This window comes from Cupriavidus sp. 86D6 (genome assembly GCF_057815095.1).
In genome coordinates this window covers 80,973-93,370 of record NZ_JBYPSB010000005.1, presented here as the reverse complement: position 1 = coordinate 93,370, position 12,398 = coordinate 80,973, and the positions used below count along the sequence as shown (strand labels likewise).

The window sequence follows — 12,398 nt, the reverse complement described above, 5'->3', positions numbered from 1 at the left end:
GCCACCGTGACAGTGACTGCTGCTCGCCAATTCGCCACGCTGGTGCTGCAACGCCTGCTGCTGGTTGCCCTGCTGCTGGGGCTCTGGTGGTGGGGCGCCGCGCGCGTGCCATCGTTCGTGCTGCCCGGCCCCGAAAAGGTGGGCCTGGCCCTGATCTCGCTGTGGCACAGCGACACCTTCGCCGCCGACGTGGCGGCCACGTGCCAACGGGTGCTGTCAGGCTTCGTGCTGGCCACCATCGTGGGCAGCGGCCTGGGACTGACACTGGGTGCAAGCCGCGTTCTGGCCCGCTTCTTCGAGCCGGTCCTGACGGTCTTGAACACCGTGTCGTCGGCCATCTGGGCCATTTTCGCGATCATCTGGTTCGGCATATCCGATGCCACGACGGTCTTTGTCGTGTTCATGACGGCCATGCCGCTGATCCTGACCAATGTCTGGGAAGGCACCAAGACCGTCGATCCGCACTATGTCGACCTGGCACGCAGCTTTCGCATGTCCCGCGTGCAGGTGCTGCGCAAGATCTATGTGCCGACCATCCTGCCGCATTTCTTTGCCGGCGCACGACTGGCGTTCGGCTTCGGCTGGCGGGTGTCACTGGTGGCGGAGACCATTGGGTCGTCCAGCGGCATCGGCTATCGGCTGCGGCAGGCCGCCGACCTCGTCCAGACCGATCAGGTCTTCGCATGGACCGTGCTGCTGGTCGGGCTGATGCTGCTGCTCGAAGGCAGCTTGCTCAAGCCCGCCGAGCGCCGGCTGTTCCGCTGGAAAGCCGCCGCGCAGCAACCGTCCACCCCATCCGTTTCCTTCCAAGCCTGAGGATTTCATCGTGCGCAAGCTACTGTCGGCGGCCGCCGCCGCGTTTTCCGCCTATTCCGCATTTATCGCGCTGTCCTACGCGGCGATCACCCCGGCCACCGCCGCCGAGCCGGCTCCCGTTGTCAAGATCGGCTACTGGACCAGCGGCGTGAGCCTGGGCTACGGCTCGGTCCTGGAAACCAGGGATTTCCTTGCCAAGCGTGGTGTGCGCGCCGAGTTCGTTCACTTTCCCGACGTCAACGCGCCGCTGCGGGCGCTGGCTTCCGGCTCGATCGATCTCGCGTTCGGCGCACCCGTAGCCGGCGTGTTCGGCACCGCGGCGTCGGGCGTGCCCATCCGCATCTTTGCCGCGACGCAACCCGCCGATGTGCAGTTCGTCGTGCCAAAGGACTCACCGATCCAGTCCATCCGTGACCTCAAGGGCAAGAAGGTGGGCATGTCCCCCGCCGGTTCCTCGGTCGCGGTCATCGCGGGCGCCGTGCTGGCCGGAAACTACCAGATCAAGAGCGGCGATTTCGCGCTGGTTGGCGGCAACGAATCGCGCCTGGCGCAGTTCCTGGTGCAGAAGCAGGTGGATGCGGCGGCGCTGCGCTCGGTCACCGTGGAGCAACTTGGCGACGAACTGCCGGTGCGCAAGCTGGGCACGTTCGCCAGCGAGTGGAAAACGCTGACCCAGTCCGACGCCGTGCCCTACATCGGCGTGGGCGCCGCGCGGTCCGACCTGGTCGACAACCATCCCGAGGTCGTGGCGCGCGTGATTGCCGCATTGCGCGACACCCTGGCCTGGGGCAACGCCAATCGCGACGAAGTCGTCCAGATCCTGCAGAAGAAGGCCAACCTGCCGGCCGACGATGCCAAGGTCTATGTCAGCCACTGGAACGACATGAACCGCGCGGCGTTCGAGCCGGCGGACATCGCCACGCTGCGCCGCCAGCACGCCGTGTTCGTCGAATCCGGCCTGGTCAAGGGCGAGCTCAAGGACGATCTGTTTGCCCGCAAGCCCTATGAGCAGGCCAAGGCGCTCAAGTAGGCCAGCTCGTCCCATTTTCCGCCTGATGTCTTTTCGCTTCCCTCCCCCAAGGAACCCATCGTGACTCAATCCATGCAAGCGCTGGTGCTCGACGCACACGGCACCCTCGAAGACCAGCTGCGCGTCGTCGCTGACAAACCCGTACCGAAGGCCGACGAAGGCCACGTCGTGATCCGGGTGGGCGCGTCGTCCTTCAACTACCACGACGTCTTCACCGTGCATGGCATGCCCGGCATCAAGGTGCCGTTCCCCGTCGTGATCGGCCTGGACCTGGCCGGCACCATCACAGAACTGGGTGCCGGCGTGACGTGCTGGAAGATCGGCGACCGCGTACTGGTGAACCCGCTCAAGCCCGGCGTGGGCCTGATGGGCGAAATGACCGATGGCGGCATGGCCGAATTCGCGCGGGTGGATGCGCGCCAGCTGATTGCCCTTCCCGACAACGTCACGTTCGCCCAGGCGGCCGCGCTGCCGGTGGCCTATGGCACGGCACACCGGATGTTGATCACCCACCAGACCGTCAAGCCCGGTGACAAGGTGCTGGTGCTTGGCGCCAGCGGCGGCGTGGGAACCGCCACGGTACTGCTGGCAAAAATGCTGGGCGCCGAAGTCATTGCCGCGGCGGGTTCCGACGAGAAGGGCGAACGGCTCAAGGCGCTCGGTGCTGACCACATCATCAACTATCGCGAAGTCGACTTCGGCAAGTGGGTGATCGAGCGTTACGGCAAGCCGCAGCGCCGCACGCACGAGGGCGGCGTGGATGTCATCGTCAATTTTACGGGCGGCGATACGTGGCTGCCCTCCATCAAGAGCCTGAAGCGCGGCGGCACGCTGCTGGTGTGCGGCGCCACGGCCGGCCATGACCCCAAGGAAGACCTGCGCTACGTCTGGAGTTTCGAGCTCAACATCAAGGGCTCGAACAGCTTCTACGACGACAACCTCAAGGCCCTGCTGGCCCTGGTTGCCGAAGGCAAGCTCGATCCGGTGATCGACAGCGTATTGACGCTCGACCAGGCCGCCAAAGGCCTGGCGCTGATCCGGGATCGCGCCGTGCTGGGAAAGGTTGTGGTGACGCCGTAAGCCATCGCCCCTTTGCCCTACCCCGCACCCCGCCCACCGTTTCATACCGACACCGAAGACCGAACATGACCCAGACCACTACCCCGCCTTCCGCCGCCGACGTACAGGCACGACTGCTTCGCGGCCCCTATCATCAATGGCTCGGCCTGCAGGTCGTATCCGTCGCCGAAGGCGAGATCACGCTGACGGCGAAGTTCCGCGACGAATGGATCGTCAACCCCGACGGCGGCTATATCCACGGCGGTATCCTGGCCGCGCTGGTTGACCTTGGCGCCGACTGGGCGCTGGTATCGCACACCGGCAGGGGTGTGCCGACGGTGGACCTGCGCGTGGACTACCATCGCCCGGCGCGCGGCGATCTTCGGGTCGTAGGCACCGTCATCAAGACCGGGCGCCTGGTGAGCGTGGCCCAGGCCAACGTATATGACGCCGAAGACCGCCTGGTAGCCAGCGGCCGCGGCGTCTACGCCACCCCCGCGCAGGCCTGACGCATCATGGCAGCGGAAGCACACGCAGCAAGTGGCCACAGTCCGGGCCGCAACCTCGGTAGCGTCATTGCGCGCGACGCCGATCCCAGCGCGCTGGCCATCGTTGGCGTCGGCGCCAACGGCGAGGCGATCCGGCGTACGTTTGGCGACATCGACATCGCCGCCGACGCCGTTGCACGGGGCCTGCTCGGGCGTGGCCTGGCGCAAGGCGACCGCATCGCGCTGCTTGGCGTGAATTCGGTCGACTACGTCGTGTCGCTGCTCGGCATCATGCGCGCCGGGCTGGTCGCGGTGCCGGTGAACTTCAAGCTGCCACAGCCACTGGTCGACTACATCGTTGCCGATAGCGGCGCACGGCTTTTGCTGTGCGATGGGGCACACCGGGCGGCGGTGCCGGCGGCCACGCCGGCCATCGTATTCGGGTCGCCCGAACATGCGGCCCTGAGCGCGCCGGACGGCGATCCCGCCGCCTTCACGGCATACGCACCCGCTGACGACGACCTGGCGCTGCTGCTTTACACCTCCGGCTCGACGGGGCGGCCCAAGGGTGTACGCCTGAGCCATGCCAGCCATCTCTGGGTCGTGCAGGCACGCCAGGCCAGCACACCGCTGGCCGGCGAGCGCGTGCTGATTGCGGCGCCGCTGTACCACATGAACGCGCTGGCGCTGATCCTGCTGGCACTTGCCTGCCATGCGCCATCGGTACTGCTGCCCCAGTTCCAGGCCGCCGCCTATATCGATGCCATCGGACGCTATCAGTGCACGTGGTTGACGGCCGTGCCGCCGATGATTGCCATGATGCTGCGCGAGCGCGCATTGCTGGATCGCACCGACCTGGGCAGCGTCCGGGCAGTGCGCATGGGGTCCGCGCCGGTCAGCCCCGCGCTGAAGGCGCAGATCCATCAGCTATTGCCCAATGCACGCGTCATCAACGCCTACGGCACCACCGAAGGCGGGCCCGTCGTGTTTGGCCCGCATCCGGACGGACTGCCCACGCCAGCGCAATCGGTCGGCTATCCGCACCCCGCCGTGGCGGTGCGGCTGATCGATGAGCAGGGTCAGGCTGCCGACGAAGGCGTGCTCGCGCTGCGCAGCCCCGGGCTGATGCTCGGTTACCACAACCGCCCGGAACTGCAGCCATTCACCGATGACGGTTACTACATCACCGGTGACGTGTTCCGCCGCGATGCGGACGGCTTTTACACCTTCGTGGGCCGGCGCGACGACATGTTCGTCAGCGGCGGCGAAAACCTCTACCCCGGCGAGATCGAAAAGGCGCTGGAGCGGCACGAGGCCGTGCAGCAGGCCAGCGTCGTACCGGTGCCTGACGAGATCAAGGGCACCAAGCCGGTGGCCTTCGTGGTGCTGCGCCCGGGCATCGCCCCACCCACCGAACATGCGTTGCGCGAATGGTCGCTGACGCAGTTGGCCGCCTACCAGCATCCGCGCCGGATCTGGTACGTCGATGCGCTGCCACTGGCCGCCACGCAGAAGATCGATCGCCGCGCGCTCGCCGATCAGGCGGTGCGCCTGCTGGTTCCGTGATAGCGCAGCCTGACCCAACCGATTGCAATCCGCAGGAGTCAATGATGTTGTTCCGCAAGCCGGCGCGCGCCGGCGCCACCCTTGCCGCGCTAGGCACCGCCGCGCTATTCGCCACCTCGGCCCATGCGGTCGATGAAGTCACTGTCGCGCTGGCCATTCCGCCCGCGGTCCACGACGGCGCGCCTTATGCAGCCGCCGAGGCGCTGGGCCTGTTCAGGGAAGCCAACCTCAGCGTCAAGACCATCGTCTTTCAGGGCGCTGGCGCCCTGCTGCCGCAGGTGGCGGGCAAGCGCGTGACGTTTGGCTATCCCACATCGGAGCCCGTCATTGCGAGCCACTTTTCGGGCAAGGACCCGCTGCCGCTGCGCTATTTCTATAACGGTGTGCCTGGCAACACGATGGAGTTCGCCGTGCTGGCCGATTCGCCGATCCGCTCGCTGGCGGATCTCAAGGGCAAGCAGATTGGCGTGGGCGCCTTGACCTGGGGAACGATCCCCGGCGGGCGTGCCGCGCTGCGCCTCGCGGGGCTGGAACCGGGCAAGAACGTCGAGTACGTCGCGGTCGGGGCGCTGGGCGCGGGGTTCCAGGCGCTGCGCACCCATCGCGTCGATGCGCTGAACTTCAACAGCAGTTGGGACGACCAGCTCGAACTGTCCGGCACCCGCATCCGGCGCATTGCCTATCCGGCTGTGTTCCAGGAGACGGCAGGCAACGGCTTCATCGCCCACGTCGACACCCTGCGCGACCAGCCCGACCTGGTGCGCCGCTTCGGCCGCGCCTACACCCAGGCCCAGATCGTTTGCGAGGCGAACCCGGCATTCTGCGTCAAGGCATTCTGGCGCCAGCACCCGGAATCCAGGCCGGCAGGCGACGAAGCCAAGTCACTCGCCGAGGCGTCCGAACTGCTGACGCGCCGTCTGAAGCGCGTGCTGCACACCCCGTCCGGCGCGCCGCGCGTACCGGGGCAGTATGATCTGTCAGCCATCCAGCGCGGCATCGAAGCCATGGCCCAGGCCGGGGAGTATCCCAGCGCCGACGTGCCGCTGCAGAAGATTTTCTCGAACGACTTCGTCCCGGCCTTCAACGACTTCGACCGCGCCGCACTGGTGCGACGCGCAAAGGCGGCCCAATGAGCCGGCCATTGCACGCACGCATCGATATCGCCCCGGCCGACGCACTGGTGGATGTCCCGCGCGACATCACCCTGCGCGGATTCAACGGCGAGGAACACGTCACCCTGACCGCGACCCTGAACCATCCGGACGGCAGCCTGTGGGAAAGCCATGCGGTGCTGACTGCCGATGCCGAAGGCACGGTCACCGTCGGCGATACCACACCGGTCAGCGGCGGCTGGATGGTTGCCGACGCGACCGCACCGGTCTGGGCCATGCAGAGAGTGCGCGCCCCGACGCGCCCGGCATGGAGCGAAGGCGTGGCGCCGCTCGACATCATGCTCACGGCAACCGGTCAGTACGGCGCACAGGCAAGAGCGCAGTACACCCTGCGATTCCTGGCGCCTGGCGTCACGCACCGCCCGGTACGCGAGGCCGGCCTCAGCGGCACGCTCTACACCCCGGCGGGTCCCGGCCCCCACCCGGCCGTACTGGTGCTCGCAGGCTCCGGCGGCGGCACGCACGATCAACGTGCCGCGCTATACGCCGCGCACGGCTACTCGGCGCTGGCCCTGGGCTATTTCAAGGCGCCGGGCCGGCCCGACCATATTGACGATACGCCGCTCGAATACTTCGAAACCGCGCTGCGCTGGATGCACGAACGTCTGGCACCGCAGCACGGCTTCGTCGCGGTATCGGGCGTGTCGCGCGGCGGCGAACTGGTGTTGTTGCTGGCGTCGCAATTTCCGGCGCTCGTGTCTGCCGTCGTGGCGTATGTGCCCAGCGCCGTGGTCCATGGGACCCTGCGCGCGGGCCACCCGGACAAGCCGCGCGATGCCACCGCATGGACCTGGCGTGGCCAGCCGCTGCCCAATGTCTGGCGCGATAATCCGGACGCCGACTGGCACGCGTTCGACCATCCCCCCGAGCCGGGCCAGCCAATACGCCAGGCGCCCGCCTTTCATACGCCGCTGCGCAATGCCCAGGCCGTGGCGCTCGCCCGCATCCCGGTGGAGCAGATCCCGGCGCCGGTGCTGCTGATTTCCGGCACCGACGACGGCTTCTGGCCATCGACGCTCTACAGCGACCAGGTGGCCGCCACACTGCGCGAGCGTGGCAACGGCGCGATCGTCGAGCACTTTCGCGGCGAAGGCGCCGGCCACGCGATCGGCTTGCCGCAATTGCCAGCGACACTGATCGCAAAGCCGCACCCCGTAGCCGGACAGCTGCTCGATGGCGGGGGCACCGCGCTGGCCAATGCCCGGGCCAGCGCCGCCTCGTGGACACGCGTGGTCGATTTCCTTGCCGGTGCCGTGCAGCGATCCGCCGGCAACAATGCCGGGCGGGCTACCGCATCATGAGCCCCGCCCTGTCGATACGCGGGGTGGGCCTGACCTATCCCACGCGCTCCGGGCAGACCGAGGCATTGGCCGACGTCGATGTGGACATTGGCGAAGGCGAGTTCGTGGCGCTGCTCGGCCCTTCGGGCTGCGGGAAATCCACCCTGTTGCGTCTTGCCGCCGGCCTGCTTTCACCGACGCGTGGGCGAATCACACTGAATGGGCACCCGGTCGATGGGCCCAGCCGCGGCACGGGCGTGGTGTTCCAGAAGCCAAGCCTGCTGCCGTGGAAGACCGTACGCGAAAACGTGCTGCTGCCGGCGCGCACCCAGGGCCTGGACCTGTGCCGTGCGAAGGCCCGTGCCGATCAATTGCTGGAATTGGTGGGCCTGACGACATTTGCGGGCAACTATCCGTTCGAGTTGTCGGGCGGCATGCAGCAACGGGTCGGCATCGCCCGCATGCTGCTGCCGGACCCCGCCCTGCTGCTGATGGACGAACCCTTCGCGGCACTGGACGCGTTGTCGCGCGAGACCTTGACCTTCGCCCTGCAGGATATCTGGAGCGTCCAGCGCAAATCCGTGCTGTTCATCACGCACAGCATTCCCGAGGCCGTGTTCCTGGCGGACCGGATTCTGGTCATGTCGCCGCGCCCTGGCCGCATCGTGGAGTCGCTGCAAAACCCGTTGGCGCGCCCGCGCAGCGTCGACACATTCGACCATCCGGAATTCACCGCCCTGACCCAGCACTTGCGGAGACACTTCAATGCCCACTGACATCGTCGTCCGGCGCCTGCCCGCACCGCTCTATCCCGCTATCAGCATCGGCCTGCTGTTGCTCGCCTGGGACCAGGCGGTGCGATGGCTGCAGATTCCCGACTACCTGCTGCCCCCGCCAGAAGCGGTCTTCCAGTCGCTGGCGGAGGGATTTGTCACCGGCACGCTGTGGCCGCATATCGGCGCCACGCTGCTCAACACCGTTGCCGGCTTTGCGGTGGGCAGCGTCCTGGCCGTGGCGCTTGGCGCTTTGCTGGCGGAATCCGAAACCTTCGAGCGCTTTGTCTACCCGCTTCTGGTGGGACTGCAGGCCACGCCCAAGGTGGCGCTGGGGCCCATCCTGCTGGTCTGGTTTGGCTTTGGTGCGGCATCGAAGATCGTGCTGGTAGCCCTGGTCTGCTTCTTTCCGCTGTTCGTCAACACGATCAACGGCATCCGGCGCACCGACCCCGAACTGCTGGAAGCATGCCGCGCGTTCAGCGCATCGCGCGGCTTCCTGCTGTGGCACGTCAAGCTGCCGGCCGCGCTGGTCGACATCTTCTCGGGCCTGCAGATCGGCGTATCGCTGGCCCTGATCGGCGCCGTGGTGGGCGAATTCCTGTCGGCCCAGCGCGGGCTCGGCTACCTGATTGCCTCGTCGTCGGTCAGCATGAGTCTTGCCACGATGTTTGCTGGCGTGCTGCTGCTCGCGGTGACCGGCCTGATCGGCGTGGAAGCCGCGCGCGGCATCCATCGGCGCGTCGTCTTCTGGCATCCCGCGGCGCGCGGCCGGTAAGTGACTGCGCCGGTATCGATGGCTTGGCGTTCCGACGCTATCCCAGTTCGCCGTACCCCAGCCGCTGCGCGTCCAGCGCCATCGCGGCGATCGGCAGGTACGCCGCCGCGGTCGTCCGCACGACGTCGTCCATATGAAGCCGCGTCCGCAGGTCGGCGTCATCGCGCAGCGCCTCGCGCAAGGCGACGCGCACCTGCCTGACAAGGGAAGTGCGGGCGCGCCGCGAGGCAATGAAGGGCAGCCCGGGCACCGCCCGCGTCACGCCGATCTGGCGGATGCCCGCCACCAGCGCTGGATGATGCTCGGACGCAAATGCCAGGGTCACGCAGTCGATCGCCGCGACATCGGCCCGGCCTTCTCCGACCGCGGCCAGCGATGCGAGATGCGAACCCGTGTGCACCACGTCGCCGAAGAATCGCCCATCCCTGGCCAGCGGCGCAACGACGTGACGCAGCGCGTTCATGCCGCTGTGCGAGTCAGGGCCGTTGCACGCGGCGCGTGCGCCCCGGCAGGCTTCGATCGTCGCAGGCCCACCATCGGCACGCACTACGATGACACTGCGGTAGGCCTGCCGATGGCAGCCGGACACCGCAAAGCGCGGCGTGCCGATCAGCCGGACATAAGGGGCCAGCCCGTGGACCAGCGGATAGCCGCAGGTCTGCGACAGCAGCAGGTCGTCGCGGCGCCAGAAGGCGTGCAGCGCGTCGGCGCCTTCGCCAGGGTCTACCGCCGCGAGCGTCACAGGCGCCCGCGCGCGCCCCAGCAACTGGCCAACCCGGTCGATCAGCAGTAGCCAATCGTCGCGCAACGGTGCCGCGACGTTGTACATGGGCAGCGCCGCCACCCAGCGTTCAGGCCTTGCCATGATCACCCGATGTCTCGATATGAAGCGCCAGCATCCCGTCGAACCGTGGATGCACGACAGGCGCCACCGTGCGCCATGCATAACGCACGAGCCATTCGCGGTAGCCCTGGACGAAGAAGCCATCGTCGCGCGCCAGGTAGTCATGCGCCCGTCGTCGATAGACCCAGGCCAGCGCAAACCACGGCACACCTGGCAGATCGTGATGCACAAGGTGAAAGTTGTTGTTCAGGAACAGCAGGCGCCAGCCCAGGCCGGCTTCGTTGATGACACTGCGCGACGCATGGGCTTCGGTGGCGCGATGTTCCTGAAAGGACCGGATCGCCGCCAGGGACAGCGCGGGATACGCGACGCCCGCCAGCATCAGCCAGGCCGGCATGCCGCATTCGCGCTGCAGCCACGCCAGCAAAACCGTCAGGGCGGCAAGATGCGCCGCCCACACGGGGAGATCGCGCGAGTCTCCGGACCGCACCCGGCCGATCGCGTCGCCGACGATCGACGCGATGGAGAACGCCGGCTGCAGCACGATGCGGCCGGCCATCGTGTTGCGTGCCGCATAGAGGCGACGCAAGACACGCGGGGCGGACTGCCATGCACCAACGTCGAGGAAGTAGCTTTCCGGATCGGTATGCGGATGCGTGAGTTCGGCCTCATGGTGCTGCAGATGCGCCCGACGGTACAGCGCATAAGGCAGCCACACCGCCAGTGGCGCCGCGCCAAGCAGCGCATTCAGCCATGGCAGACGCGTCGGATGCCCGTGCAGCAACTCGTGCTGCAGCGACAGGTACCACGTGGTGCACAACGTCAGCAGTACGCAGGCCAGCGGCAGGCCGAGCTGCCTGGCATGGGTCGCCACGCCAAACCAGGCGCCATACACGGCCAGGATCAGCATCCAGGTGGGCAGCTCGGTGCGCCACAGCCAATGCCGCGCCGCCTGCGCAAGTTCCATGCGCTGCTGATCGTCGAGGTAAGTGGTCATCCGCGCGGGTCTATGAAAGAGAGACAACGACACCGCAGCATACGGGCGCCAGTGCACGCTCAGGAACGAACGATTGCCGATAACGATATGTGCCGCGCCCGCTTCGCGTCACATGCGCTCGGCGCCGGCGACACTCACCGGATTTGCATAGTCGGATTCCTTCGTTGACGTACCGGACGTCTGCGTCCACAACATGGCTGGTCGACCATCACGGAGAGCCTTGCCATGACCGATCTGCTCGACTGGTTCACGGCCATCTGCGCTGTGGTTCTGGTCTACGCCGCGCTGCGCCATCCGCTGTACCCGCCCCATAAGGACAGCGAACCCTCGAAGCGTCCGCCACCCCGTTGATCGCGCAAGTCTGTCGCGCATATCGAAGTACGAAAAGATTTGTTCGTATCGGGCGCTGCACTCCATAAGCTGACTGATCCGCGACATTGCGCGATTCCTGCCGACATCGTGTCGGCAGGCGTGTCCGGACTCATACCTGCATCCATCATGCTGCGCCGCAGACTGCTCGACTCGTTGAAACTCGCCCTGGCCGCCTTTGCCTACGCCACCTGCGCCACGCCGTCCATCGCCAACACGCCGGTCGATGGATTCCCGAACCGGACCGTGCGCATCATCGTGCCGGTGGCCGCCGGCGGCAGCGCGGACAAGCTGGCCCGCACGCTGGCCCAGAAGCTCAGCGAGCGGTGGCACCAAAGCGTGGTCGTCGAGAACGTGTCGGGCGCAAGCGGCACGATTGGCGCAGGCCAGGTGGCCCGCGCCACGCCGGATGGCTATACGCTGCTGCTCGGCGGCGAAGGCGTGACGCTGAATGCGTCGCTGTTCAAGCGACTGCCCTACGATACGCGCCATGCATTCCGTGGGGTAACCAAGGCCGTGGTCAGTCCACAGGTGCTGGTGGTCAGGCCCGATCTGGGCGTGAAGACCTTTGGCGAATACCTGGCCCTCGCAAAGCGCAAGCCAGGCGAGATTGCGCTGGGACTGCCCGGCAATGGCGGTATCGCCCATGTCGCGCATGAAATGCTGTCGCGTCAGCTCGGCATCGAGGTCAACTACATTCCCTATCCCGGCGGTGGTCCCGCGACGCTTGACCTGCTGGGCGGCCATATCGATGGCACGCTGATCACGCTGGCCGCAGTCACCGACTATGTGCGCAACGGCCGCCTGACTGCACTGGCCGTCACCACGCCCTATCGTTCGAAGGCGCTGCCGCAAGTGCCGACCATGGCCGAGTCCGGCGCGTCCGGCTTCGCCGTCGAAAGCTGGCAGGGCCTGCTGGCCCCGGCCGGTACGCCAACCGACGTGGTGGAGCGTATCAGCCGCGATGCCACGGCCGTGCTGGCGCAGCCGGGCACCCGACAGCAACTCGAAGACGCCGGCTTCGTCGTGGTGGCGTCATCGGCGCAGGCACTCGACGACACCCTATCGAAAGACCTGCCGCGTTACGCGGCGGTCATCGCCTCGGCGGGCATCAAGCTGAACTAGCTGCAGCGAGACGCCCCCAACTCTTTCCACGGCAAAACTGCCCTTGCCGTGCAGCCATACCCTTTCAGGGCATCGGCTGCCTGGCGCCAACTTCACCTGCC

Annotated in this window: 13 protein-coding genes; 11 read left to right on the top strand and 2 right to left on the bottom strand. The window is 67.0% G+C overall.

From position 1 onward, the window contains the following. Window positions 1–6: 6 nt before the first annotated feature. From AC3G88_RS13775 to AC3G88_RS13735, 9 genes are all read left to right on the top strand, one after another. On the top strand, window positions 7–816 hold the full coding sequence (locus tag AC3G88_RS13775) for an ABC transporter permease (protein ID WP_488772190.1): 810 nt from the start codon (window positions 7–9) through the stop codon (window positions 814–816). A gap of 10 nt (window positions 817–826) precedes the next feature. Continuing rightward, on the top strand, window positions 827–1,846 hold the full coding sequence (locus tag AC3G88_RS13770) for an ABC transporter substrate-binding protein (RefSeq protein WP_488893446.1): 1,020 nt from the start codon (window positions 827–829) through the stop codon (window positions 1,844–1,846). Window positions 1,847–1,918: 72 nt separating this feature from the next. Further along, window positions 1,919–2,926 (top strand): zinc-binding dehydrogenase, encoded by a 1,008-nt coding sequence (locus AC3G88_RS13765; RefSeq protein WP_488772379.1) that lies wholly within the window; start codon window positions 1,919–1,921, stop codon window positions 2,924–2,926. A gap of 65 nt (window positions 2,927–2,991) precedes the next feature. After that, window positions 2,992–3,414 carry a PaaI family thioesterase gene (locus AC3G88_RS13760; RefSeq protein WP_488772192.1) on the top strand — a complete coding sequence of 141 codons (423 nt, stop codon included), beginning with the start codon at window positions 2,992–2,994 and terminating at the stop codon, window positions 3,412–3,414. A gap of 6 nt (window positions 3,415–3,420) precedes the next feature. After that, complete coding sequence (locus AC3G88_RS13755; protein WP_488772193.1) at window positions 3,421–4,959, top strand: class I adenylate-forming enzyme family protein; 1,539 nt, start codon at window positions 3,421–3,423, stop codon at window positions 4,957–4,959. A 44-nt stretch (window positions 4,960–5,003) separates the two neighbouring features. Then, on the top strand, window positions 5,004–6,092 hold the full coding sequence (locus AC3G88_RS13750) for an ABC transporter substrate-binding protein (protein ID WP_488772194.1): 1,089 nt from the start codon (window positions 5,004–5,006) through the stop codon (window positions 6,090–6,092). Further along, complete coding sequence (locus tag AC3G88_RS13745) at window positions 6,089–7,432, top strand: acyl-CoA thioester hydrolase/BAAT C-terminal domain-containing protein (protein ID WP_488772195.1); 1,344 nt, start codon at window positions 6,089–6,091, stop codon at window positions 7,430–7,432. Before AC3G88_RS13750 ends, AC3G88_RS13745 begins: the two co-directional genes overlap by 4 nt. Then, a complete protein-coding gene (locus tag AC3G88_RS13740; protein ID WP_488772196.1) occupies window positions 7,429–8,187 on the top strand; it encodes an ABC transporter ATP-binding protein in 759 nt (252 codons plus the stop codon). Before AC3G88_RS13745 ends, AC3G88_RS13740 begins: the two co-directional genes overlap by 4 nt. Continuing rightward, complete coding sequence (locus tag AC3G88_RS13735; RefSeq protein ID WP_488772197.1) at window positions 8,177–8,962, top strand: ABC transporter permease; 786 nt, start codon at window positions 8,177–8,179, stop codon at window positions 8,960–8,962. The genes AC3G88_RS13740 and AC3G88_RS13735 overlap by 11 nt, the downstream gene beginning before the upstream one ends. Window positions 8,963–8,999: 37 nt before the next feature. Here the strand turns inward: AC3G88_RS13735 and AC3G88_RS13730 are convergent, their stop codons facing one another. Both AC3G88_RS13730 and AC3G88_RS13725 read right to left on the bottom strand, forming a co-directional pair. Continuing rightward, window positions 9,000–9,827, bottom strand: a complete 828-nt coding sequence (locus AC3G88_RS13730; RefSeq protein ID WP_488893445.1) for a phosphate/phosphite/phosphonate ABC transporter substrate-binding protein — start codon at window positions 9,825–9,827, stop codon at window positions 9,000–9,002. Beyond that, the gene (locus AC3G88_RS13725) at window positions 9,814–10,803 is read right to left on the bottom strand and encodes a fatty acid desaturase (protein WP_488772200.1); all 990 of its coding nucleotides are present in this window, start codon (window positions 10,801–10,803) and stop codon (window positions 9,814–9,816) included. The genes AC3G88_RS13730 and AC3G88_RS13725 overlap by 14 nt, the downstream gene beginning before the upstream one ends. A gap of 225 nt (window positions 10,804–11,028) precedes the next feature. Between AC3G88_RS13725 and AC3G88_RS13720 the strand changes: the two genes are divergently transcribed. Both AC3G88_RS13720 and AC3G88_RS13715 read left to right on the top strand, forming a co-directional pair. Further along, window positions 11,029–11,154: a hypothetical protein gene (locus AC3G88_RS13720; RefSeq protein ID WP_488772201.1), complete on the top strand. Its 126-nt coding sequence runs from the start codon at window positions 11,029–11,031 to the stop codon at window positions 11,152–11,154. 147 nt (window positions 11,155–11,301) lie between these two features. Continuing rightward, entirely contained in the window at window positions 11,302–12,297 is a 996-nt protein-coding gene (locus AC3G88_RS13715; protein WP_488772202.1) for a tripartite tricarboxylate transporter substrate binding protein, read from the top strand. Window positions 12,298–12,398 lie beyond the last annotated feature (101 nt).

What these genes read in the sequence shown, in the direction of transcription:
- AC3G88_RS13765 (WP_488772379.1), top strand. Translation starts at nt 1,919, where the DNA reads ATGCAAGCGCTGGTGCTCGACGCACACGGCACCCTCGAAGACCAGCTG.
- AC3G88_RS13760 (WP_488772192.1), top strand. Translation starts at nt 2,992, where the DNA reads ATGACCCAGACCACTACCCCGCCTTCCGCCGCCGACGTACAGGCACGA.
- AC3G88_RS13755 (WP_488772193.1), top strand. Translation starts at nt 3,421, where the DNA reads ATGGCAGCGGAAGCACACGCAGCAAGTGGCCACAGTCCGGGCCGCAAC.
- AC3G88_RS13750 (WP_488772194.1), top strand. Translation starts at nt 5,004, where the DNA reads ATGTTGTTCCGCAAGCCGGCGCGCGCCGGCGCCACCCTTGCCGCGCTA.
- AC3G88_RS13745 (WP_488772195.1), top strand. Translation starts at nt 6,089, where the DNA reads ATGAGCCGGCCATTGCACGCACGCATCGATATCGCCCCGGCCGACGCA.
- AC3G88_RS13740 (WP_488772196.1), top strand. Translation starts at nt 7,429, where the DNA reads ATGAGCCCCGCCCTGTCGATACGCGGGGTGGGCCTGACCTATCCCACG.
- AC3G88_RS13735 (WP_488772197.1), top strand. Translation starts at nt 8,177, where the DNA reads ATGCCCACTGACATCGTCGTCCGGCGCCTGCCCGCACCGCTCTATCCC.
- AC3G88_RS13730 (WP_488893445.1), bottom strand. Translation starts at nt 9,827, where the DNA reads ATGGCAAGGCCTGAACGCTGGGTGGCGGCGCTGCCCATGTACAACGTC.
- AC3G88_RS13725 (WP_488772200.1), bottom strand. Translation starts at nt 10,803, where the DNA reads ATGACCACTTACCTCGACGATCAGCAGCGCATGGAACTTGCGCAGGCG.
- AC3G88_RS13720 (WP_488772201.1), top strand. Translation starts at nt 11,029, where the DNA reads ATGACCGATCTGCTCGACTGGTTCACGGCCATCTGCGCTGTGGTTCTG.
- AC3G88_RS13715 (WP_488772202.1), top strand. Translation starts at nt 11,302, where the DNA reads ATGCTGCGCCGCAGACTGCTCGACTCGTTGAAACTCGCCCTGGCCGCC.